At 68.3% G+C, this 20308-nt stretch carries 21 protein-coding genes and 1 pseudogene; 16 read left to right on the forward strand and 6 right to left on the reverse strand.

Going from position 1 to position 20308, the window contains the following annotated elements:
• Nucleotides 1-105: 105 nt before the first annotated feature.
• Genes mca through G6N47_RS13595 form a run of 4 tightly spaced genes read left to right on the forward strand, consistent with a single transcriptional unit; the run spans nt 106 to nt 3583 of the window.
• Nucleotides 106-975, forward strand: coding sequence for a mycothiol conjugate amidase Mca (gene mca / locus G6N47_RS13580; protein ID WP_083133065.1), 870 nt, complete (start codon nt 106-108; stop codon nt 973-975).
• Nucleotides 975-1214: a hypothetical protein gene (locus G6N47_RS13585; protein ID WP_083133120.1), complete on the forward strand. Its 240-nt coding sequence runs from the start codon at nt 975-977 to the stop codon at nt 1212-1214. The genes mca and G6N47_RS13585 overlap by 1 nt, the downstream gene beginning before the upstream one ends.
• A complete protein-coding gene (locus tag G6N47_RS13590; protein WP_083133063.1) occupies nt 1207-3192 on the forward strand; it encodes a thioredoxin domain-containing protein in 1986 nt (661 codons plus the stop codon). The genes G6N47_RS13585 and G6N47_RS13590 overlap by 8 nt, the downstream gene beginning before the upstream one ends.
• 10 nt (nt 3193-3202) lie before the next feature.
• On the forward strand, nt 3203-3583 hold the full coding sequence (locus G6N47_RS13595; RefSeq protein ID WP_083133062.1) for a nuclear transport factor 2 family protein: 381 nt from the start codon (nt 3203-3205) through the stop codon (nt 3581-3583).
• Here G6N47_RS13595 and trhA read toward each other — a convergent pair.
• A complete protein-coding gene (gene trhA, locus G6N47_RS13600) occupies nt 3580-4317 on the reverse strand; it encodes a PAQR family membrane homeostasis protein TrhA (protein ID WP_179966383.1) in 738 nt (245 codons plus the stop codon). The two genes, G6N47_RS13595 and trhA, sit on opposite strands and share 4 nt — an antisense overlap.
• A 64-nt stretch (nt 4318-4381) precedes the next feature.
• On the opposite strand from trhA, the gene G6N47_RS13605 reads away from it, so the two are divergent.
• The 3 genes from G6N47_RS13605 to G6N47_RS13615 all read left to right on the forward strand — a co-directional run bounded on the left by G6N47_RS13605 (nt 4382) and on the right by G6N47_RS13615 (nt 7094).
• The gene (locus G6N47_RS13605) at nt 4382-5170 is read left to right on the forward strand and encodes a (2Z,6E)-farnesyl diphosphate synthase (protein WP_083133061.1); all 789 of its coding nucleotides are present in this window, start codon (nt 4382-4384) and stop codon (nt 5168-5170) included.
• A 14-nt stretch (nt 5171-5184) separates the two neighbouring features.
• Entirely contained in the window at nt 5185-6546 is a 1362-nt protein-coding gene (locus G6N47_RS13610) for a hypothetical protein (protein ID WP_083133060.1), read from the forward strand.
• A gap of 128 nt (nt 6547-6674) precedes the next feature.
• Nucleotides 6675-7094 (forward strand): hypothetical protein, encoded by a 420-nt coding sequence (locus G6N47_RS13615; RefSeq protein WP_083133059.1) that lies wholly within the window; start codon nt 6675-6677, stop codon nt 7092-7094.
• A gap of 76 nt (nt 7095-7170) precedes the next feature.
• Here the strand turns inward: G6N47_RS13615 and coaA are convergent, their stop codons facing one another.
• Complete coding sequence (gene coaA / locus G6N47_RS13620) at nt 7171-8109, reverse strand: type I pantothenate kinase (protein WP_083133058.1); 939 nt, start codon at nt 8107-8109, stop codon at nt 7171-7173.
• Nucleotides 8110-8152: 43 nt separating this feature from the next.
• Between coaA and G6N47_RS13625 the strand changes: the two are divergent.
• From G6N47_RS13625 to G6N47_RS13645, 5 genes and pseudogenes are all read left to right on the forward strand, one after another.
• Nucleotides 8153-9362, forward strand: a pseudogene (locus G6N47_RS13625) (DUF885 domain-containing protein).
• A gap of 67 nt (nt 9363-9429) precedes the next feature.
• Entirely contained in the window at nt 9430-10857 is a 1428-nt protein-coding gene (locus G6N47_RS13630; protein WP_083133057.1) for a glycine hydroxymethyltransferase, read from the forward strand.
• Entirely contained in the window at nt 10854-11255 is a 402-nt protein-coding gene (locus tag G6N47_RS13635) for a hypothetical protein (RefSeq protein WP_083133056.1), read from the forward strand. The genes G6N47_RS13630 and G6N47_RS13635 overlap by 4 nt, the downstream gene beginning before the upstream one ends.
• 215 nt (nt 11256-11470) lie before the next feature.
• Nucleotides 11471-12298 (forward strand): acyl-ACP desaturase, encoded by an 828-nt coding sequence (locus G6N47_RS13640; RefSeq protein WP_083133055.1) that lies wholly within the window; start codon nt 11471-11473, stop codon nt 12296-12298.
• 184 nt (nt 12299-12482) lie between these two features.
• The gene (locus G6N47_RS13645; RefSeq protein ID WP_083133118.1) at nt 12483-13790 is read left to right on the forward strand and encodes a PhoH family protein; all 1308 of its coding nucleotides are present in this window, start codon (nt 12483-12485) and stop codon (nt 13788-13790) included.
• Here the strand turns inward: G6N47_RS13645 and G6N47_RS13650 are convergent.
• Nucleotides 13768-14160, reverse strand: coding sequence for a hypothetical protein (locus G6N47_RS13650; RefSeq protein ID WP_083133054.1), 393 nt, complete (start codon nt 14158-14160; stop codon nt 13768-13770). The two genes, G6N47_RS13645 and G6N47_RS13650, sit on opposite strands and share 23 nt — an antisense overlap.
• 43 nt (nt 14161-14203) lie before the next feature.
• On the opposite strand from G6N47_RS13650, the gene G6N47_RS13655 reads away from it, so the two are divergent.
• From G6N47_RS13655 to G6N47_RS13665, 3 genes are all read left to right on the forward strand, one after another.
• Nucleotides 14204-15085: a polysaccharide deacetylase family protein gene (locus G6N47_RS13655; RefSeq protein ID WP_083133053.1), complete on the forward strand. Its 882-nt coding sequence runs from the start codon at nt 14204-14206 to the stop codon at nt 15083-15085.
• A 63-nt stretch (nt 15086-15148) separates the two neighbouring features.
• A complete protein-coding gene (locus tag G6N47_RS13660) occupies nt 15149-16093 on the forward strand; it encodes an oxygenase MpaB family protein (RefSeq protein WP_083133052.1) in 945 nt (314 codons plus the stop codon).
• On the forward strand, nt 16093-16674 hold the full coding sequence (locus G6N47_RS13665; protein WP_083133051.1) for a TetR/AcrR family transcriptional regulator: 582 nt from the start codon (nt 16093-16095) through the stop codon (nt 16672-16674). The genes G6N47_RS13660 and G6N47_RS13665 overlap by 1 nt, the downstream gene beginning before the upstream one ends.
• Here the strand turns inward: G6N47_RS13665 and G6N47_RS13670 are convergent, their stop codons facing one another.
• From G6N47_RS13670 to glpX, 3 genes are read right to left on the reverse strand one after another with little or no spacing between them, the layout of a single operon-like run.
• A complete protein-coding gene (locus G6N47_RS13670) occupies nt 16675-17118 on the reverse strand; it encodes an ester cyclase (RefSeq protein ID WP_083133050.1) in 444 nt (147 codons plus the stop codon).
• Nucleotides 17115-18515, reverse strand: a complete 1401-nt coding sequence (locus G6N47_RS13675) for a class II fumarate hydratase (RefSeq protein ID WP_083133049.1) — start codon at nt 18513-18515, stop codon at nt 17115-17117. Before G6N47_RS13675 ends, G6N47_RS13670 begins: the two co-directional genes overlap by 4 nt.
• An 18-nt stretch (nt 18516-18533) precedes the next feature.
• Nucleotides 18534-19619, reverse strand: coding sequence for a class II fructose-bisphosphatase (gene glpX, locus G6N47_RS13680; protein WP_083133048.1), 1086 nt, complete (start codon nt 19617-19619; stop codon nt 18534-18536).
• A gap of 54 nt (nt 19620-19673) precedes the next feature.
• Between glpX and G6N47_RS13685 the strand changes: the two genes are divergently transcribed.
• On the forward strand, nt 19674-20300 hold the full coding sequence (locus G6N47_RS13685; protein ID WP_083133047.1) for a DUF4245 domain-containing protein: 627 nt from the start codon (nt 19674-19676) through the stop codon (nt 20298-20300).
• The last annotated feature ends 8 nt before the right edge of the window (nt 20301-20308 follow it).

Here is a 20308-nt window from a genome sequence, read left to right on the forward strand (position 1 = left end):
GGGCCCCACTGCATCGTCGCAGCGCGCATTCGCCGGTTTCGGATTCGGATTGCCAGGATGGGACTATTAGGTTAAGGCTCGAACGGCAGCCGAGACAGGGGGCACGTGAGCGAACTGCGGTTGATGGCGGTGCACGCCCACCCGGACGACGAGTCCAGTAAGGGCGCCGCCACCCTTGCCCGCTACGCCGACGAGGGCCACCGCGTGCTGGTGGTGACGCTGACCGGCGGCGAGCGTGGCGAGATCCTCAACCCCGCCATGGACCTGCCCGACGTGCACGGTCGCATCGCCGACATCCGCCGCGACGAGATGGCCAAGGCCGCCGAGATCCTCGGCGTCGAACACACCTGGCTGGGCTTCGTCGACTCCGGGCTGCCCAAGGGCGACCCGCCGCCACCGCTGCCCGACGGCTGCTTCGCGCTGGCGCCGTTGGAAGTTGCCACCGAGGCGCTGGTGCGGGTGGTGCGCGAGTTTCGACCGCATGTCATGACGACCTACGACGAGCACGGCGGCTACCCACACCCCGACCACATTCGCTGCCATCACGTGTCGGTGGCCGCCTACGAGGCCGCCGGCGACTATCGGATGTTCCCGGATGCCGGCGAGCCGTGGACGGTCGCCAAGCTGTACTACAACCACGGCTTCCTGCGTCAGCGGATGCAGTTGCTGCAGGACGAGTTCGCCAAACACGGCCAGCAGGGCCCGTTCGAGAAATGGCTGGCGCACTGGGATCCCAAGCACGACGTGTTCGCCGACCGGGTGACCACCCGCGTGGAGTGCTCGGCGTATTTCAGCCAGCGCGACGACGCGCTGCGCGCGCACGCCACCCAGATCGACCCGAAGGGCGACTTCTTCGCCGCGCCCATCGAATGGCAGCAAAGGCTCTGGCCCACTGAGGAATTCGAGCTGGCCCGCTCGCGGGTGCCGGTGCGCTTACCCGAGACCGATCTGTTCGCCGGAATCGAGGCCGAATGATGCTTGTCAATGCACTTGTCCTGCTGGCCGATGACGCGCCCCGCAACAGCGGGCCCGATTTCGGCAAGGCCAGTCCGTTCGGTCTGCTGGTGATCGTGTTGCTGCTGATCGGGACGTTCTTGCTGGTGCGGTCGATGAACCGGCAGCTGAAGAAGGTGCCCGAGTCGTTCGACCCGGCACATCCCGAGCCGGATCAGGCCGCCGACGAGGGCACGGTGGAAACCGAACCGGATGACTAACGCGCTCGCCGAAGCAGCCAGCCCGTATCTGCGCCAGCACGCCGACAATCCGGTGCACTGGCAGGAGTGGACACCGCAGGCGCTGGCCGAGGCGGCCGCGCGCGACGTGCCGATCCTGCTGTCCGTCGGCTATGCCGCATGCCACTGGTGCCATGTGATGGCGCACGAGTCGTTCGAGGACGAGCAGGTGGCCGCTGCCATGAACGACGGGTTCGTCTGCGTCAAGGTCGACCGCGAGGAACGGCCCGACATCGACGCCGTCTACATGAACGCCACCGTGGCGCTCACCGGGCATGGCGGCTGGCCGATGACCTGCTTTCTGACGCCGGACGGGCGGCCGTTCTTCTGCGGCACCTACTACCCGAAAGCCGCTTTCCTGGAACTGCTTTCGGCCGTCGCCAACACCTGGCGAACCCGCCGCGACGAGGTCGAGCAGGTATCGGACCACATCGCCGCCGAGCTGCGCAACATGGCGTCCGGGCTGCCCGGCGGCGGACCGGAGATCGAGCCGGCGTTGTGCGACCACGCCGTGTCTGCGGTGTTGGAGGACGAGGACGTCGACGACGGCGGGTTCGGGGGCGCGCCGAAGTTCCCGCCGTCGGCACTGCTGGAAGCGCTGCTGCGGCACTACGAGCGCACCGGATCCCAGCCGGCGCTGCAGGCGGTGGAGCGCACCGGTGCCGCGATGGCCCGTGGCGGAATCTACGACCAGCTGGCTGGTGGATTTGCCCGCTACAGCGTCGACAATGCCTGGGTTATACCGCATTTCGAGAAGATGCTGTACGACAACGCCCTGCTGCTGCGCGTCTACGCCCACTGGGCACGGCGCACCGGAAACCCGCTGGCCCGCCGCGTCGCCGGCCAGACCGCCAAGTTCCTGCTTAACGACCTGGCCGACGGCGACATGTTCACCTCGTCGCTGGACGCCGACGCCGCGGGCGCCGAAGGCTCCACCTATGTGTGGACGCCCGCGCAACTGGCCGAAGTCCTCGGGCCCGACGACAGCCCTTGGGCCGCTTCGGTTTTCGGCGTCACCAACACCGGCACGTTCGAGCACGGCACGTCGGTGCTGCAGTTGCCCGCAGACCCGGACGATGCCGACCGCCTCGAGCGGGTCCGCACCGTGCTGCTGGCCACCCGCCTGACCCGGCCGCAGCCCGACCGCGACGACAAGGTGGTCACCTCCTGGAACGGCCTGGCCATCACGTCATTGGCGGAAGCCAGTGTGGCCCTTGATGATCCGGAGCTGCTGGCTGCTGCCCGGCGATGCGCGGCGGCGCTGGTGGATTTGCACCTGGTCGACGGCCGGCTGCGGCGGGCCAGCCTCGGCGGACGGGTCGGTGACAGCGCGGCGATCCTGGAAGACCACGCGATGCTGGCCACCGGTCTGCTGACCCTCTACCAGTTGACCGGCGAGGACCGCTGGCTGACGACGGCCACCGAACTGCTCGACATCGCGCTGGCGCACTTCGCCGACCCCGATCGGCCGGGCCGGTGGTTCGACGCCGCCGACGACGCCGAGCAACTGATGTTCCGGCCCGCCGATCCGCTGGACGGCGCCACGCCGTCGGGCGCCTCCTCGATCACCGAGGCGCTGCTGACCGCCGCACACCTGGCGGGTGGCGAGCGCGTCGCGAAGTACGGAGAGGCGGCGGCCGACGCGCTGCTGGCGCACTCTCCGCTGCTGGCCCGCGCGCCACGCTCGGCCGGCCACTGGCTAGCCGTCGCCGAGGCGGCGGTGCGCGGTCCGCTGCAGGTCGCGGTGGCCTGCGAGCCGTCCGAGTCGTCGCTGCTGGCCGCCGCGCGCAAACTCGCGCCGGGCGGGGCCATCATCGTCGGCGGCGCGACGGGCTCGTCGGAGCTACTGCTCGACCGCGGCCGGGTCGACGGCGCCGACGCCGCCTACGTCTGCCGCGGCCGAGTCTGCGATCTGCCCGTCACCACCACCGACGAATTGGCCGCCGCGCTCGAGCGGTAGCCTCCTGCCCATGCCGAGTGCGCAACACATCGCCGACACCGTCAACCGCTACATCAGCCTGGTCGCCAAGGGCGGCGCCGACGACATCGCCGAGCTGTACGCCGAGGACGCCACCGTCGAGGATCCGGTCGGCGGCGAGGTGCACATCGGCCGGCAGGCGATCCGCGGCTTCTACTCCGCGATCGAAAACTCCGAGCGCGAATGTGAATTGGTCACTCTGCGGGTCGCCGGCAACGAGGCGGCATTCCAGTTCCGGCTCACCGTCAAGGCCGGCGGCCCGCCCTCTTCAGGGATGGTGATCGAGCCCATCGATGTGATGGCGTTCGACGACGAGGGCAAGGTCGCCGCGATGAAGGCCTACTGGTCGGCCGAGAACGTCACCCAGCTCTAAGCCGGGTGGCCGACGTAGAACACGGCCAGCCACATCGCGATGTAGTGCAGGATCGCCGCCACCGCTGTGCAGGCGTGGAAAAACTCATGGTAGCCAAAGGTTTTCGGCCATGGGTCCGGCCAGCGCAGACCGTAGAGCACGCCGCCGATGCTGTAGAGCACGCCGCCGACGGCCAGCAGCACCATCGCGGCCACCCCGGCGGTGTGGATGATCGTCGGCGCATACCACACCGCCACCCAGCCCAGCAGCAGATAGAGCGGCACGCCGACCCAGCGGGGCGCCGTCGGCCAGAGCACCTTCAGCAGGATCCCGGCCGCCGCACCGCCCCACACGATGCACAGCACCAGCGTCCCGGTGTCGCGCGGCATGGCCAGCCGCGCGAACGGCGTGTAGCTGCCCGCGATGAAGATGAAGATCATCGAATGGTCGAGCCGCTTCATGCGCATCCGGGCGGCCACCGATTTCCACTCCACCCGGTGATAGGTGGCGCTGACGGCGAACATCGCCACCGTGGCAGCGGCGTAGATGAACGTCGCGAGGCCGGCCCGGGGCGAGGCCACCGCCCACGACACCGACACCAGGGTTGCGCCGCAGATGATCGCCAGCCACGCCGAGTAGAAGTGGATCCAGCCGCGCATCCGCGGCTTGGTGAGGATGTCGGTGGCACCCTCGACGACGTCCTCGACAACGCTGATCGGTCCGGACTGGTGCGACGCAGCGTTCGTCTGGCCCAATTTCCCTCCCTGACTTGTGCCGGGATCGCCGTTGATCGTGGCTCTCACAGTAGTCTGGATTTCCGTGGAGATTATCCCGCCGCGTCTCAAGGAACCGCTCTATCGCATCTATGAGCTGCGGTTACGGCAGGGCCTGGCGGCCTCCAAATCCGCGCTGCCCCGCCACATCGCCGTGCTGTGCGACGGCAACCGGCGCTGGGCTCGCGACGCCGGGTACGACGACGTCAGCTACGGCTACCGGATGGGCGCGGTCAAGATCGCCGAGATGCTGCGCTGGTGTGCCGAGGCCGGCATCGAAATGGCCACGGTGTACCTGCTTTCCACCGAAAACCTGCAACGCGACCCCGACGAACTGGCCGCGCTGATCGAGATCATCACCGACGTCGTCGAAGAAATCTGTGCACCGGCCAACAGGTGGAGCGTGCGCACCGTCGGGGACTTGGAGTTGATCGGCGAAGAGCCTGCCCGGCGGCTGCGTGAGGCCGTAGAAGGTACACCTTCGGATGCCGGCTTCCACGTCAACGTCGCCGTCGCCTACGGCGGCCGTCAGGAGATCGTCGACGCCGTGCGTGCCCTGCTGAACAAGGAACTCGCCAACGGCGCGAGCGCCGAGGAACTCGTCGACGCCGTCACCGTCGACGCCATCTCCGAAAACCTGTACACCTCAGGGCAACCCGATCCGGATCTGGTCATCCGCACGTCGGGGGAGCAGCGCCTGTCCGGCTTCCTGCTGTGGCAGAGCGCGTATTCGGAGATGTGGTTCACCGAGGCGCACTGGCCGGCGTTCCGGCGGGTCGACTTCCTGCGCGCGCTGCGCGATTACAGCCTGCGTCACCGCCGCTACGGCATCTAGCGCACACTGGACACATGGCTGCGCTGTCGGCAGTGGTGTTCACGCTGAGCTGGTGGCTGGGGCTGTACCTGTTGGCCCGCGACCCGCGCAAGCCCGTGCTCGTCCTGGCGGCCACGGGGCTGTGCGGCTTCGCTGTCGTGGTCGCGCTGGACGCCGTGCGCCTGGTGGCACACAGCGGGCTGCTCAGTCACGTCGAGATCTACCTGGTGGCCGTTCCGGGTGTGGCCTGGTTCGCGGTGCTCGCCGAGCTGTCCCGCCCGTGCGACAGCTGGCGGGCGCGGACCGGCGAGCTGCTGCTGATCGGTGGCGTCGCGACGCTCACGCTGATCGGCGCGGCGATGGCAGGCAGCGTCGACGGGCCACTGCGCTCCGGGCATTGGGTGATGTTCGCGGTGATCTCGCTGTCCACGCTCGGCGCAATGGCCAAGGCTTTGGTGCGGCCGGGCCAGCCGGTTCCGATGGTCGGACTGGTCGTGTTGGCGACGCTGTTCTTCGCGCTGAGCAACGCGATCCTGATCATTCCGCTCGGCTTGGTGCCCAGCTGGCTGGCGCTGGCGTCGACGGGCTGCGACGTGCTGGCGCTCGGCGTCGCGGTCGCGCTGTGGGATGCGTTCGACGAGGGCCAGGCGCTGCGCGCCGACATGCTGCGCTCGTTTGCCGGCAGCGTGGTGGTCGCGGTGCTCTTCGGCGGGCAAGTGCTGGTCGGCATCGCGGTGACCGGGCGCGAGAGCAGTGCCCAGCCGGCGCTGACCGTGCTGCTGTTCACCAGCGTCGCGATCGCGATCGCGGTCCAGGTGCTGGCCAACCCGTGGGCCGGGGCGTTGGACCGGATGGCGTTTTGGCGCTCACCGACACTGCGCGCCGACCGGGCCACGTTGCGGCGCACCGAATCCGCGCTGCCGCTGCGCTCGGCCGACCCGCTCGACGACATCGACGACGACACGTTCGCCCGACTGACCCGCCGCGCCCTCGGCCACTACGGCGACCTGTCGAAGCTGGTCGCCAGCCCGCTGACCGCGCTGCCCGAAATCGACGAGCGGCTGGCCGCCCGCGGCGCGCCCGACCAGCCGCTGGAGCGGGCCATCGAACTCAAGGCGTTGCTGGCCGATCGCATCGCGGCGCTCAAGCCGCGCGACGGCGGCGACTTCGGCACCACCGAACAATGGCGCTACTACAACTCGCTGTATTTCCCGTACGTCGTCGGGGTGCGGGCTTACGCGCAGAACGCCACCGCCGCCGGCCTGGACCCGATCGCCCGGCAGGCCTGGCAGTGGTTCGTCACCGAGGTGCCGCAGCGCTCGCTGCACAACTGGCAGAACGCCGCCGCTCGGCTGATCGCCGCCGATCTGCGTGGGCGGGTCGCGGTCTCCAGCTAGGGAATAGCGGCTCGGCACAACCCTGTTGACCTGCGCATGGCATCAGTTGGCAGTGCCATGCGTCGATCTGGCAGTCCCAGAGCGGCACGCTCAAAGGAGTCCGAGCACGTCACCCAAGGAGTTTTGACATGACCGCTACTGCCGGATTGGCCACCCGCCCGTTCGCCGACTCGACCGACTCGCTGCTGCGCTTCGCGATGCGCGCCGACGCCACGCTGACCGGGCTCGCCGGCCTGGCCGTCGCCGTGTTCGCCGACCCGATCTCGTCGATGACCGGGCTGACCTCTGTCCAGGAATACATTGCGGGCGCCCTGTGCGTGTTCTACGGGCTGGCGGTGTTCACCATCGCCGCGGCGCCCGATCTTCGCCGCGCCGGGATCGGCGTCGTGATCGCCAACGTCGTCTGCACCGTGGGGGCGGTCGCCGTGGTCGCCGCCGACGTGTTGCCACTGACAGCGACGGGTGTCGTCGCGACGTTGGCCACCGGGGTATACACCGCGCTGTTCGGCTACCTGCAATACCTCGGAGTGCGCCGGCTTCCGGCGTGACTCCTTCCCGTCGGTGCGGGGCGCCGCCGTTCGAGGTTTGCGGTGCGCGGCCCCGCACCGGCTTGCCGCAAGGGAGTTACAGCTTGCGCAGCCGCAGCCGGTTGATGGAGTGGTCGGCGTCCTTGCGTAACACCAGGGTGGCCCGCGGTCGGGTGGGCAGGATGTTCTCGACGAGGTTGGGCCGGTTGATCGAGCGCCAGATGTCGCGGGCCGCGGCAACGGCCTGCTTGTCGGTCAGCCCCGCGTAGTGGTGGAAGTGCGACGCCGGGTTGGCGAACGCGGTGGAGCGCATCGCCAAAAACCTGTCGACGTACCACTGTTCGATGTCCTCGATCCGCGCGTCCACATACAGCGAGAAGTCGAACAGGTCCGACACCATCAGCGTGGGCCCGGTCTGCAGCACGTTGAGGCCCTCGAGGATCAGGATGTCGGGGTGGCGCACCACATGTTTGGCGCCCGGCACACGGTCGTAGTGCAGGTGCGAATACACGGGCGCACACGCGTATGACGCGCCCGACTTCACCGAGGTGACGAACCGCATCAGCGCCCGCCGGTCGTAGCTTTCCGGGAAACCCTTGCGGTGCATGAGGTTTCGTCGCTCCAGTTCGGAGTTCGGGTACAGGAAGCCGTCGGTGGTGACCAGGTCGACACGTGGATGGTGGTCCCAGCGGGCCAGTAGTGCTTGCAGCAGACGGGCGGTGGTCGACTTACCCACCGCCACACTGCCGGCCACGCCGATAATGAACGGCACCGGCCGGTCGGGGTTCTGCTGCGGCTCGCCGAGGAACTCCGCGGTGGCGGCGAACAGCCGCTGGCGGGCCGCGACCTGTAGGTGCAGCAGACGGGCCAGCGGCAGGTACACCTCTTCCACCTCGAGCAGGTCCACCTGCTCACCGAGACCACGCAGAGCAACCACTTCGTCTTCGGTCAGCGGCAACGGCGTCGACATACGCAGCGCGCGCCACTGACTTCGGTCGAACTCCACATAGGGGCTCGGCTCGCTCAGCCGTGGCATGGCCCTCAGTCTTGCAGGGGCGGGGTCGATAGCGTTAACCGGTATGGAGCCCGCCAGCCTGATCCGCGAGTACCTGCTGCTGGGTTTGCGCTTCGACCGGATCGAGTCCGGATATGTCGACGCCTACACCGGCGATCCGGCGCTGCGGCGGCTTGTCGCCGACGAACCGGCGCCTGACCCGGCGACACTGGTCCGCCAGGCCGAACGTCTGATCGCCGCGCTGCCGGACGTGCCGCGCCGCAACGGATTTGACGAAACCCGCGCCGAGTATCTGCGCGTCCACCTGCGGGCGCTGGCGTGCGGTGCGCGCAAGTTCGACGGCCAGGACATCGGCTTCGTCGAGGAGGTGCGCGACTACTTCGACGTCGACATCCATGTGGGCGACGCCGACACCTACCGGCAGGCCCACGCGCGGCTCGACGAGCTACTCGGCGGATCCGGGCCGCTGGCCGAGCGGATGATCGCCTACCGCGCCGCCGAGGAGATTCCGCCGCAGCGGCTGGCCGAGTGCATCGAGGCGTTCTCCAGCGCTGCGCGACCGCGTGCGCGCCGACTATCCGCTACCGGAGACCGAAACCATCGAGTACCAGGTGGTCACGGACAAGCCGTGGTCGGGATTCAACTACTACCTGGGCAACTACCGCTCGACGGTGGCGGTCAACGCCGACCTCAAGCAGCTGATGTCCAACCTCCCGCGGCTGGTCGCCCACGAGTCCTATCCCGGCCATCACACCGAGCACTGTCGCAAGGAGGCGGGCCTGGTCAGGCGACACGGCCAGGCCGAGCAGACCATCTTCCTGGTCAACACCCCGCAGTGCCTGATCGCCGAGGGCCTGGCCGACCTGGCGCTGCATGTCGCGGTCGGTCCCGGATGGGGCCGCTGGGCGGCCGACGTGTATGCCGACCTGGGGTTGCGTTTCGACGGCGAGTGGGCCGAGGCGATCTCGGAGGCGACGGCGGCGCTGGCCGGCGTCCGCCAGGATGCGGCGCTGATGCTGCACGACGAGCACCGCGACGCCGACGAGGTGACGGATTTCCTGCGCCGTTGGCTGCTGGTCAGCGACGAGCGGGCCCGGCAGATGCTGCGGTTTCTGTCGTCGCCGCTGTGGCGCGCCTACACCAGCACCTACGTCGAAGGCTACCGGTTGCTGCGGCGCTGGCTGGACAACCGGCCCGCCGGGGTCAGTCTCGCCGAGCGGTTCGGCCGCCTGCTCGACGAGCCGCTGATCCCGTCGGCGCTTCGCGCCGATTGACCCCTTTTCTGCCGCGAGCGCACCCTCGCGGCAAAGGGAACACGCGACCGGCCCTAGGCTGACACCTATGCCTGCCGAATACGCCGACACCGCGAGCGCCGCCTACCGTGCCGCATTGCAGGTCGTCGAATCCGTCGAACCCCGCATCGCCGCCGCGACCCGCAAAGAGCTTGCCGACCAACGTGATTCGCTCAAGCTGATCGCCAGCGAGAACTACGCCTCGCCCGCGGTGCTGCTCACAATGGGCAGCTGGCTGTCGGACAAGTACGCCGAGGGCACCATTGGACACCGCTTCTATGCCGGCTGCCAAAACGTGGACACCGTCGAAAGCGTGGCCGCCGAGCACGCCCGCGAGCTGTTCGGCGCGCCCTACGCCTACGTCCAGCCGCACTCGGGCATCGACGCCAACCTGGTTGCCTACTGGGCCATTCTGGCCACCCGGGTCGAGGCGCCCGGCCTGGCGGAGGCAGGAGTCAAGCACGTCAACAACCTCTCCGAAGACGACTGGGAAGCGCTGCGCCACAAGCTGGGCAACCAGCGGCTGCTGGGCATGTCGCTGGACGCCGGCGGCCACCTCACCCACGGCTTCCGGCCCAACATCTCCGGCAAGATGTTTCACCAGCGCAGCTACGGCACCCACCCGGACACCGAGCTGCTCGACTACGACAAGGTCGCGGCGGCCGCACGGGAGTTCAAGCCGCTGATCCTGGTCGCCGGCTACTCGGCCTATCCGCGGCGGATCAACTTCGCCACCATGCGCGAGATCGCCGACGAGGTGGGCGCCACCCTGATGGTCGACATGGCGCACTTCGCCGGGCTTGTCGCGGGCAAGGTGTTCACCGGCGACGAGGACCCGGTGCCGCACGCGCACGTCACCACCACGACGACGCACAAGTCGCTGCGAGGCCCGCGCGGCGGGCTGATCCTGGCCCAGCCGGAGTACGCCGACGCCGTCGACAAGGGCTGCCCGATGGTGCTGGGCGGTCCGCTGGCGCACGTGATGGCCGCCAAGGCGGTCGCTCTGGCCGAGGCGCGCCAGCCGGCGTTCCAGACCTACGCCCAGCAGGTCGCCGACAACGCCAAAGCGCTGGCCGAGGGTTTCCTCACGCGGGGAGCGCGACTGGTGACCGGCGGCACCGACAACCACATCGTGCTACTCGACGTCACGTCGTTCGGACTGACCGGTCGTCAGGCCGAATCGGCGCTGCTGGACGCCGGCGTCGTCACCAATCGCAACTCGATCCCCGTCGACCCCAACGGCGCCTGGTACACCAGCGGCATCCGGTTCGGCACGCCGGCGCTCACCAGTCGCGGCTTCGGCCCCGACGACTTCGACCGGGTCGCCGAGCTGGTGGTCGACGTCCTGAAGAACACCACTGCCGAAGGCACGTCGAAGGCCAAGTACACGCTGGCCGACGGCACCGCCGAACGAGTGCGCGCCGCGTCCGCCGAGCTGCTGGACGCCAACCCGCTCTACCCAGGCTTGTCGGTGTGAAGTCGGCCTGGTTCGTCGCTGGCATCGCCGTCGCAATGCTGGCGCCGTCGCCGATCGCCGCCGCAGCACCGCCCGGATTTCCCGATGTGAATGCGTTCACTCCGGTGGATCCGCAGGCCTACCTGGGCGCCAGTCGCTACCTGGACAACGACGACAAAGACGTGGGCGTCTGGTTTTCGACCGCCGACGGCGTGGTCTGCAGCTGGACCTATTTCCCCAGGACCAGCCCGGCTGGATGGCCCGGCATCACGTGCATGGGCAATATCCCAGGCATCCCCGATTCGGTTCCCGACAATGGCGGCCCGGGATGCGCCAGGGTGTGGCCCAGCCGATCTCGTCGGACTTCGTTTTCGACCGGCATGGCGGTGCATGCCCGCCGTTTAACGCCGCTGCCTTGAACGCGGGGCAGAAGATCGAGACCGGTGATGTCACCTGTGCGGTCGGGGCGAACCAGTTGCTCGCGTGTATCGATCCCTCCCGCGACAAGGGATTCGTTCTGCAGCCGTCGGGCAGCTGGGTGTTCTGATCGCCGGGTGACCAGGCAGTTCCCCCTTTACGGCGACGCGCCGCACCGATTTCACGAAACCTGTGAACCCGGGTTACAGTTACTTTCATGGCCGTGAAACCCGTTGCTAATGCACTGACGCTTGAACTCGAGCCGGTGGTGGAGCAGCTCATGGACCACCACCTCAACACTGAGGATCTCTGGTTCGCGCACGACTACGTGCCTTTTGAGCAGGGCGAGAACTTCGCCTTCCTCGGCGGCCGCGACTGGGACCCGTCACAGGCGTCGCTGCCGCGAGTGATCACCGACGCCTGCGAGATCCTGCTGATCACCAAGGACAACCTGTCGGGCTACCACCGCGAGCTTGTCGAGCACTTCATCCTCGAAGACTGGTGGGGCCGCTTCCTGGGCCGCTGGACCGCCGAGGAGCACCTGCACGCGATCGCGCTGCGCGAATACCTCGTGGTGACCCGTGAGATCGACCCGACCGCCAACGAGCAGGTCCGCGTCGAGCATGTGATGAAGGGCTACCGGGCGGACCGCTACAGCCAGGTCGAGACGCTGGTGTTCATGGCGTTCTTCGAACGCGCCCACGCGGTGTTCTGCCGCAACCTGGCGGCCCAGATCGAAGAGCCCGTGCTGGCCGGGCTGATCACCCGGATCGCCAAAGACGAAGAGCGCCATGAGGACTTCTTCGCCAAGCTCGTCGCGCACTGCCTGGACTACACCCGCGACGAGACGATCGCGGCGATCGCCGCCCGGGCCGCGGAGCTCGGCGTCGTCGGCGGCGACATCGACGCGTACCAGGACAAGGTGCAGAAGGTGGCCGAGGCGGGAATTTTCGGCGAACCCCAGTTGCGCCAGGTGATCTCGGACCGCATCACCGCCTGGGGCTTGGCTGACCAGCCCGCACTGCAGCAGTTCGTCGTCAGCTAGCCCCCGGCGCGCCTGCACGGCGGGCATGCTCCGAGCGGAGTAGCGTCGCATTCGATGGCTAGCGACATGCTCTGCTGTCGAGACGGCACCTCTTGTCACGACTACCGCAGGACCGGCCCCGGTCCTGGTGCCGCCGCCCCGCCGAGTCACCCGCGCGGGGCCGCGCGGCATCAAGGAGCGCTCCGTGACTGAAACCCGGACGTATGTGCTGGACACCTCGGTGCTGTTGTCCGACCCGTGGGCGTGTACCCGGTTCGCCGAGCACAACGTGGTGGTGCCGCTGGTCGTGATCAGCGAACTGGAGGCCAAGCGCTATCACCACGAGCTGGGCTGGTTCGCCCGTCAGGCGCTGCGCTTGTTCGACGACCTTCGGCTGGAGCACGGACGACTCGATCAGCCCATTCCCGTTGGGACACAAGGCGGTACGCTGCACGTCGAGCTCAACCACAGTGATCCTTCCGTGCTGCCCGCGGGCTTTCGCACCGACAGCAACGATTCCCGGATTCTCTCCTGCGCCGCCAACCTTGCCGCCGAAGGCAAGCGAGTCACCTTGGTGTCCAAGGACATTCCGCTGCGGGTCAAGGCCGGCGCGGTCGGCCTGTCCGCCGACGAATACCACGCCCAGGATGTCGTCACGTCCGGATGGACCGGTATGGCAGAGGTCGAAGCCTCGTCCGACGACATCGACGTGCTGTTCGCCGACGGCGAAGTCGACCTGGCCGTGGCACGAGACCTGCCCTGCCACACCGGAATTCGGCTACTTGGCGGCAGTTCGCATGCACTCGGGCGGGTCAACGCCCACAAGCGTGTGCAGCTGGTGCGGGGCGATCGCGAGGTGTTCGGGCTGCGCGGACGCTCCGCCGAGCAGCGGGTGGCGCTGGACCTGCTGCTCGACGAGTCGGTGGGCATCGTGTCGCTGGGCGGCAAGGCCGGCACCGGCAAGTCGGCGCTGGCGTTGTGCGCGGGCCTGGAGGCGGTGCTGGAGCGGCGAACCCACCGCAAGGTGGTGGTGTTCCGCCCGCTCTATGCGGTCGGCGGCCAGGAACTGGGCTATCTGCCCGGCAGCGAGAGCGACAAGATGGGCCCCTGGGCGCAGGCGGTGTTCGACACCCTCGAGGGCCTGGCCAGCCCCGCCGTGCTCGACGAGGTGCTGTCCCGCGGCATGCTCGAGGTGCTGCCGCTCACGCACATTCGGGGCCGCTCGCTGCACGACTCCTTCGTGATCGTCGACGAGGCGCAATCCTTGGAGCGCAACGTGCTGCTGACCGTGCTGTCGCGGCTAGGCGCCGGGTCGCGCGTGGTACTGACCCACGACGTCGCTCAGCGCGACAACCTGCGGGTGGGCCGTCACGACGGGGTGGTGGCCGTGATCGAGAAGCTCAAGGGGCACCCGCTGTTCGCCCACATCACGTTGCTGCGCAGCGAGCGTTCGCCGATCGCCGCGCTGGTGACCGAGATGCTCGAGGAGATCAGCAGCGGCCCGCTGCCCTGATCGCGGCGACCAGTCCCTCCGTGTCGTCGACGGTCACGGTCAGCGCGGAGTGGTCCCGTACGCCGATCACCCTGCGCACGCGCGGCTCGAAGTGGATGCACACGCCTGCGGTCGCGTTGGTCCCGAACGTGAGCCCGTCGTCGGCAAACGACAGCCGCGGCCCGAGCGCCGTCCACCACCGGTAGGGCCCGGTGACATGCGCGTCGTGCACCTGGCTCAGCGGCACGTCGACCGTTAGCGGACCGTATCGGGCCACGAAGCGCCCGTCCGCGGTCAGCGTGACGCCTTGGCGTCCCGGCCACCGTCGAATCGGCAGCCACAACGGCGCCGGCTCGTAGCGGTAGGGGAAGAAACGGTCCTGGGCAGGCATGACTGTCACTATCCGGCATCGGGCCGACGGTTAGGCTGCCAGGGTGGGACGAGTCCGTGACAGCCAAGCCTGGCGGTACTGGCGTACCGTTCTCGGCGTCGTTGTGGCCGCCGCGGTGCTGGCGATCGGGGCTCTGACCGGGCACGTGCGGCGCGCCGACGCCGACAACGCGGACTGCGCGCGGGTCAAGTGCGTCGCGCTGACGTTCGACGACGGGCCCGGCCCGTTCACCGACCGGCTGCTGCGCATCTTGGCGGACAACGACGCCAAGGCCACGTTCTTTTTGATCGGCAACAAGGTCGCCGCCAACCCCGCCGGCGCCAAGCGCATCGCCGACGCCGGCATGGAAATCGGCAGCCACACGTGGGAACACCCCAACATGACGGCGATCCCGCCTGAAGACATCCCGAGCCAGCTGTCCAAGGCCAACGACGCGATCGTCGCGGCCACCGGCCGCGCGCCGACGCTGTACCGGCCGGCCGGCGGGCTGTCCAACGCTGCGGTACGCCAGGCCGCCGCCCGGCTCGGTCAGGCCGAAATCCTTTGGGACGTCATCCCTTTCGACTGGATCAACGACTCCAACACCGCCGCTACCCGAGCGGTGTTGATGAGCCAGATCAAGCCCGGCTCGGTGGTGCTGTTCCACGACACCTACTCGTCGACCGTCGACCTGGTCTACCAGTTCATTCCGGTGCTGAAGGCCAACGGCTATCACCTGGTGACGGTCAGCCAGTTGCTCGGGCCGCGGCCTGCGGGCAGCAGTTACGGCGGCCGCGAAAACGGTCCGCCCGCAAACGAACTGCGCGACATCCCGCCCGCCGAGATCCCGACGCTGCCCAACACACCGTCGCCCAAGCCCATGCCCAACTTTCCGATCACCGACATCCCCGGCGCCAACTCCGGTGGTCCCAACAACGGGACCTAGGCCTATTGACACGGTGACACAAATGTTTATTCTTTGTGTCAACCACTCGATGGGAGTCGGCATATGACCGCAGTCACCGACCAACCGGCCCGTACCTCCGGCGTCGCACCCGTGCGGCCGCGGGTGATGACGGAATTCCGAAAGCATTCCGGCAGTGTGTTCGGCGGACTGTTCGGCGCCGCTGCTTTCGACGAAGTGGCGCTGGTCCCGGTGGCCGCCGCCGTCGACAAGACCGGCCGTTTCGAACGCAACTTCGCCGACCGAGGGGTGCGCAGCGGATTCTCTGCGCTGCTGGCGATCTGGGGAGACGCCGACGACCGCGCGGCCGAAGGAGCGAGGCTCAAACGGTTACACCGCGACGTTCGTGGCCGTGGCAAGGGCGAATTCGCCGACGTCCGCTACAGCGCACTGAGTCCGCAGCTGTGGAATTGGATCGCGATCAGCGGGATCTTCGTCGTCCTGCATTCGTTTACACCGGCGACCGGAATCAGGTTGAACACTGCCGAGCAGGAGGCGGCCTACCGGCAGCTTGTGGAAGCGTTCAGCGCGATCGAGCTGAGCGGAAAGTCCGCGAAGTTGCCCGCCAGCTACGCCGAAGCGGTCGAATACTACGACCGGATGGTCGAAACCGAGCTTGCGGCCAACCCGTTCCTCGACCGGGTGACGGCCGATCTGACCCGGCTGCCGCTGCCGACGTTGCTGCTGCCGGCATCGGCCCGGCGCGCGCTGACCCCGCTGTGGTTGGCGGTGCGGCCGGCCGCGGGGCGGGTGGTCAAGGTGTGCTCGTTCGGGATCATGCACCCCGGCGTTCGAGAGCTGACCGGATTTCGTTGGCAGCCTTGGCATGACGTCGAGTTCGGCCTCTACACGCGGCTGGTGCAGCTGGCCTGGCGGGTGCTGCCGGACCGGCTGCTGCTCGTGCCCCTGGCCTACAACCGCCTGCAGTACGAAAAACTGGTCAAACTGCATCGATCGGTTGCGCTCGACTCGTTCGCGGCGCCCGGCTGATGCGACGCAACACCGCCAGCTCCAGCGCGCAGGAGGACGCCATCCTCAAGGCGGCCGCCGAAGAAGTCGCACTGGTCGGCGTGGGACGCGCCAGTCTGGACGTCATCGCCCGGCAGGCCGGTGTCAGCCGCAGCACGCTGTATCGCCGGTTTCCGAGCCGAGATGCGCTGATCACCGAGCTGGGGCGGCGCACCTTCGAGTTCGCGATGGCCCGGCTGCGTACCGTCGCGATGGATTCCGGCCCCAAAGACGCTGCGGTGGCGGCGTTCTGCGAGGGTTTGCGGCTTCTGACCACCGAGCCGGTGATGCGGAAGTTCCTGCGACTCGACGGCGATGCGTGGTCGGTGGCGGGCGCCTACGAGGAAGCCGAAGCGTTCCTGGAGCAAGCGTCGCGGGCGATGGCCAAGGCGTTGCGCGCAGCCGGCGCCACCATGCCAGACGACGAACTGGTTGCGGTGGCCGAATTGCATATCCGGCTGGCGGGCTCGCTGGCCCAGGTGCCGAGCAAGGTGCTCGACGCCGGCGACGACGACGCGGTGCGCGCCTATGCCCGCAAGCACTTGGCGCCGCTGGTCTGGTAGTCAGGGTTGCTGGCCCAGCAGTTCGCTGCGGCCGATCTGCGTCAAGAGGCTGGCGGAGTCGAAGTAGATGCGCTCGTTGACAATTCGATCGCCGTCGAAGAAGAACACCGCGATAATCGGTACCCGAAATGCCTTACCGGTTGGTGGCAGGCCGTAGAACTCGCCGAGATTGGTGCCGAGCAGGTCGAACTCGGTGATGACCGCGTCGTCGGCGACGTGGTATCGGACGTTGTCGTGACGTTGATCGGGGAACGCGGTCCGCGTGGTCCGGTAGTAGCCCATCACCTCGTCGTCGCCGTCGAAAACCTGGCCGGTGGCCATGATCTCGTAGCGCGGGTGCCCGTTGAACGTCGCCAGCGTGCGGTCGAACTCCTTGGTCACCTCGGTGTTCATGTGCTCTTCGACCCTCGCCAGACGGCGTCGCCGAAGTTCGTCGCTGATCATGCCGAGTCGTCGGTGACCTTGGCCATCGCGAGCACGTCGAGCCGGCGGTCGAGCTCCTCCTCGGAGAGCTTGTCGCCGATCAGCCCGCGGTCGATCACGGTCTGGCGAATCGTCTTGCGCTCCTTGAGCGCTTCCTTGGCCACCGCGGCAGCTTCCTCGTAGCCGATCGCCGAGTTCAGCGGTGTCACGATCGACGGCGACGACTCGGCCAGCTCGCGAAGGTGCTCGACGTTGGCGGCCAACCCGGCGATGCACCGCTCGGCGAACAGACGCGACACGTTGGTCAGCAGCTTGAACGACTCCAGCATGTTGCGCGCCATCATCGGGATGTAGACGTTGAGCTCGAAGGCGCCGTTGGCGCCGCCCCACGCGATCGCCGCGTCGTTGCCGACCACCTGAGCCGCGACCTGCGTCACCGCTTCCGGGATAACGGGATTCACCTTGCCCGGCATGATCGAGCTGCCCGGCTGCAAATCGGGCAGCTGGATCTCGGCCAGACCGGTCAGCGGGCCCGAGCCCATCCAGCGGATGTCGTTGGCGATCTTGGTCAGCGACACCGCGATCGTACGCAGCGCGCCGGACGCCTCGACCAGGCCGTCGCGGGCGGCCTGGGCTTCGAAAGAGTTGGTGGCGGTGCGCAATTCGGCCAAACCCGTCTTGGCCACCAGCACCTCGACCACCTTGGCGCCGAAGCCGTCGGGCGCGTTCAACCCGGTGCCGACTGCGGTGCCGCCGATCGCCAGCTCACCGAGCCGGGGCAGCGTCGCCTGCACTCGTTCGATGCCGGCTTCGATCTGGCGGGCGTAGCCGGAGAACTCCTGCCCGAGCGTCACCGGAACGGCGTCCATCAGATGTGTGCGGCCCGACTTCACCACCGTGCGCCACTCGCGAGCCTTGGCCGCCAGCGCTTCCTGCAGCACCTGCAGCGCCGGGATCAGGTGGCGCACAGCGGCTTCGGTAGCCGCAATGTGGGTGGCGGTCGGGAAGGTGTCATTGGACGACTGCGACATGTTGACGTCGTCGTTGGGGTGCACGGTCACCCCGTTGGCCGCGGCGATGCTCGCGATCACCTCGTTGGTGTTCATGTTGGAGCTGGTGCCCGACCCGGTCTGGAACACGTCGATGGGGAACTGGTCGTCGTGCTGGCCGTCGGCGATCTCGTTGGCAGCGGCGATGATCGCGTCCGCCTTCTCCGGGCTCAAAAGCCCGAGGTCCTTGTTGACTTGCGCGCACGCGCCTTTCAGCAGGCCCAGCGCCCGGATCTGGGTACGCTCCAACCCCCGCCCCGAAATAGGGAAGTTCTCTACCGCACGCTGAGTCTGGGCGCGCCACAACGCTTTTGCCGGCACCCGAACCTCGCCCATGGTGTCGTGTTCGATGCGGTAGTCGTCAGTCATGCGGATCCTTACAGTCGGTTACGGAAGTGGATATTGGGCGTTGGAATCGCCGGTGAAGTCGATGGCTGAGTACTCGTTGAGCTTCGAAAGCCGGTGGTAGGCCTCGATCATCCGCACGGTGCCCGACTTCGACCGCATCACGATCGACTGGGTGGTGCAGCCGCCGGGGTAGTAGCGCACGCCCTTGAGCAGGTCCCCGTCGGTGACACCGGTGGCGCAGAAGAACACGTTGTCGCCGGAGACCAGGTCTTCGGTGGTCAGCACGCGGTCCACGTCGTGGCCGGCGTCAATGGCCTTCTGGCGCTCAGCATCATCCTTGGGGGCGAGCCGCGCCTGGATCGCCCCACCCATGCATCGGATCGCCGCCGCGGCGATGATGCCTTCCGGGGTGCCGCCGATCCCGGCCAGCATGTCGGTGCCGGAGTTCGGGCGGCACGCCGAAATCGCGCCGGCCACGTCGCCGTCGGTGATCAGCCGGATCCGGGCCCCGGTGGCACGCACCTCGTGGATCAGCTGCTCGTGCCGCGGCCGCTCGAGGATGCACACCGTCATGTCGCGCACAGACAGGTCCTTGGCCTTGGCGACGGCGCGGATGTTGTCGGCGATTGGCGCGGTGATGTCCAGCACGTGCGCCGCTTCGGGCCCGACGGCGATCTTGTTCATGTAGAACACCGCCGAGGGGTCGAACATCGCGCCGCGGTCGGCGACCGCAAGCACCGAGATGGCGTTGGGCATGCCTTTGCTCATCAGCGTGGTGCCGTCGATCGGGTCGACGGCGAAGTCGCAGTCCGGGCCGTCGCCGTTGCCGACCTCCTCGCCGTTGTAGAGCATCGGCGCGTGGTCCTTCTCGCCCTCGCCGATGACGACCACCCCGCGCATCGACACCGAGTTGACCAGTTCGCGCATCGCGTCGACCGCTGCGCCGTCGCCGCCCTCCTTGTCGCCGCGGCCCACCCAGCGGCCCGCGGCCATGGCGCCGGCCTCGGTTACCCGCACCAGCTCCAGCGCCAGGTTGCGGTCGGGGGCTTCGCGGCGAGACGCCGTCCGCGACGACGAGCCGGGTTCCGGCGAGGAGGTAGCGGCGGAATCGGCAGAGGCGGTCATGGCGCCGATTGTCCCAGAAGCAGGTCGGCGGCCTAAAGCTGGGATACTCGGGATGTGACGACGCAGCCGCAGCCGACGCCCAAGCCGGCCAAGCCCCGGTTGCTGCAGGACGGGCGCGACATGTTCTGGTCGCTGCTACCGCTGGTGGTGGCCTGCATCGTGCTGGCCGGCCTGGTCGGGATGTGCACGTTTGCGCCCGGAGCGAGCAACCGCGGGCCGGTGCCGTCCTACGACGCGGCCGCCGCCTTGCGGGCCGACGCCCAGACGCTCGGCTTCCCGGTCCGGCTGCCCCGGCTGCCGGGGGGCTGGCAGGCCAATTCCGGCGCCCGCAGCGGGATCGAGGACGGCCGCACCGACCCGTCGACCGGTCAGCGGCTGCGGGCCGCGGTGTCGACCGTGGGCTACATCAGCCCGGCCGGCATGTATCTGAGCCTGAACCAGAGCAACGCCGACGAGGCCAAGCTGGTCGCATCGATCCACCCGTCCATGTACCCCAGCGGCACGGTCGACGTCGACACCACCCGCTGGATCGTCTACGAAGGCGACGGCGTCGAGCCGGTGTGGACCACCCGGCTGGGTCCCGCGCAGATCGCGATTACCGGTGCGGGCAGCCCCGACGAGTTCCGTACGCTGGCCGCAGCCACCCAGTCACAGCCGCCGTTAGCGGCGAGACGGCCGTAGAAAGAGGC

The sequence above is a fragment of the Mycobacterium branderi genome (assembly GCF_010728725.1).
In the GTDB taxonomy this organism is placed as follows: Bacteria; Actinomycetota; Actinomycetes; order Mycobacteriales; family Mycobacteriaceae; genus Mycobacterium; species Mycobacterium branderi.

Coding starts and splice junctions, on each gene's coding strand:
- G6N47_RS13585 (WP_083133120.1), top strand. CDS start 975: ATGCTTGTCAATGCACTTGTCCTGCTGGCCGATGACGCGCCCCGCAAC.
- G6N47_RS13590 (WP_083133063.1), top strand. CDS start 1,207: ATGACTAACGCGCTCGCCGAAGCAGCCAGCCCGTATCTGCGCCAGCAC.
- G6N47_RS13595 (WP_083133062.1), top strand. CDS start 3,203: ATGCCGAGTGCGCAACACATCGCCGACACCGTCAACCGCTACATCAGC.
- G6N47_RS13610 (WP_083133060.1), top strand. CDS start 5,185: ATGGCTGCGCTGTCGGCAGTGGTGTTCACGCTGAGCTGGTGGCTGGGG.
- G6N47_RS13615 (WP_083133059.1), top strand. CDS start 6,675: ATGACCGCTACTGCCGGATTGGCCACCCGCCCGTTCGCCGACTCGACC.
- coaA (WP_083133058.1), bottom strand. CDS start 8,109: ATGCCACGGCTGAGCGAGCCGAGCCCCTATGTGGAGTTCGACCGAAGT.
- G6N47_RS13630 (WP_083133057.1), top strand. CDS start 9,430: ATGCCTGCCGAATACGCCGACACCGCGAGCGCCGCCTACCGTGCCGCA.
- G6N47_RS13640 (WP_083133055.1), top strand. CDS start 11,471: ATGGCCGTGAAACCCGTTGCTAATGCACTGACGCTTGAACTCGAGCCG.
- G6N47_RS13650 (WP_083133054.1), bottom strand. CDS start 14,160: ATGCCTGCCCAGGACCGTTTCTTCCCCTACCGCTACGAGCCGGCGCCG.
- G6N47_RS13660 (WP_083133052.1), top strand. CDS start 15,149: ATGACCGCAGTCACCGACCAACCGGCCCGTACCTCCGGCGTCGCACCC.
- G6N47_RS13665 (WP_083133051.1), top strand. CDS start 16,093: ATGCGACGCAACACCGCCAGCTCCAGCGCGCAGGAGGACGCCATCCTC.
- G6N47_RS13670 (WP_083133050.1), bottom strand. CDS start 17,118: ATGATCAGCGACGAACTTCGGCGACGCCGTCTGGCGAGGGTCGAAGAG.
- G6N47_RS13675 (WP_083133049.1), bottom strand. CDS start 18,515: ATGACTGACGACTACCGCATCGAACACGACACCATGGGCGAGGTTCGG.
- glpX (WP_083133048.1), bottom strand. CDS start 19,619: ATGACCGCCTCTGCCGATTCCGCCGCTACCTCCTCGCCGGAACCCGGC.